Source organism: Sedimentibacter sp. B4 (genome assembly GCF_000309315.1).
Taxonomy (GTDB): Bacteria; Bacillota; Clostridia; order Tissierellales; family Sedimentibacteraceae; genus Sedimentibacter; species Sedimentibacter saalensis.
Genome location: NZ_CANG01000936.1, coordinates 1 through 759 on the forward strand (window position 1 = coordinate 1; position 759 = coordinate 759).

Below are 759 nucleotides of genomic sequence, written 5' to 3' on the forward strand. Positions count from 1 at the left end.
AGCTGGTGAAAGGACTTGAACCCTCAACCTACTGATTACAAGTCAGTTGCTCTACCGATTGAGCTACACCAGCATAATTGGCGACCTGGAAGGGGCTCGAACCCTCGACCTCCAGCGTGACAGGCTGGCATTCTAACCAACTGAACTACCAGGCCGCAATTTTTCTTGTAATTATTCAAATGGTGGGAACTATAGGGCTCGAACCTATGACCCCCTGCTTGTAAGGCAGATGCTCTCCCAACTGAGCTAAGCTCCCATTTGTTTCTTATTATCTTTTAATTTAAATGGTGACCCTACCGGGATTCGAACCCGGGTTATCGCCGTGAAAGGGCGGTGTCTTAACCGCTTGACCATAGGGCCTTAATTATTTTAATATTGGTAGCGGCGAACGGATTTGAACCGCTGACACTGCGGGTATGAACCGCATGCTCTAGCCAACTGAGCTACGCCGCCACTATTTTTGGTAGCGGGAGCTGGATTCGAACCAACGGCCTCCGGGTTATGAGCCCGACGAGCTTCCAACTGCTCTATCCCGCGAAGATTTTATTGGTGCCGAAGACCGGACTCGAACCGGTACGATTTTGAGGATCGCAGGATTTTAAGTCCTGTGCGTCTGCCGATTCCGCCACTTCGGCTTCATATATCATTTTATCAACTTTTGCTGATATGTATGTTTTTATGGCTCCGAGGGTGGGGCTCGAACCCACGACCTACCGGTTAACAGCCGGTTGCTCCACCATTGAGCTACCTCGGAATAAT

General features: G+C 49.8%; 8 tRNA genes. All 8 read right to left on the reverse strand.

The annotated features are described in order from the left end of the window. The 8 genes from BN358_RS16700 to BN358_RS16735 all read right to left on the reverse strand — a co-directional run bounded on the left by BN358_RS16700 (nt 1) and on the right by BN358_RS16735 (nt 754). A tRNA-Thr gene (locus BN358_RS16700) sits at nt 1-73 on the reverse strand. A 5-nt stretch (nt 74-78) separates the two neighbouring features. After that, nucleotides 79-155 (reverse strand) — tRNA-Asp (locus BN358_RS16705). A 25-nt stretch (nt 156-180) separates the two neighbouring features. Continuing rightward, nucleotides 181-256, reverse strand: a tRNA-Val gene (locus BN358_RS16710). Between the two features lie 29 nt (nt 257-285). After that, a tRNA-Glu gene (locus BN358_RS16715) sits at nt 286-360 on the reverse strand. A 16-nt stretch (nt 361-376) separates the two neighbouring features. After that, nucleotides 377-453, reverse strand: a tRNA-Met gene (locus BN358_RS16720). A gap of 8 nt (nt 454-461) precedes the next feature. Next, a tRNA-Met gene (locus tag BN358_RS16725) sits at nt 462-537 on the reverse strand. A 10-nt stretch (nt 538-547) separates the two neighbouring features. Next, nucleotides 548-635 (reverse strand) — tRNA-Leu (locus BN358_RS16730). 44 nt (nt 636-679) lie between these two features. Next, a tRNA-Asn gene (locus BN358_RS16735) sits at nt 680-754 on the reverse strand. Nucleotides 755-759 lie beyond the last annotated feature (5 nt).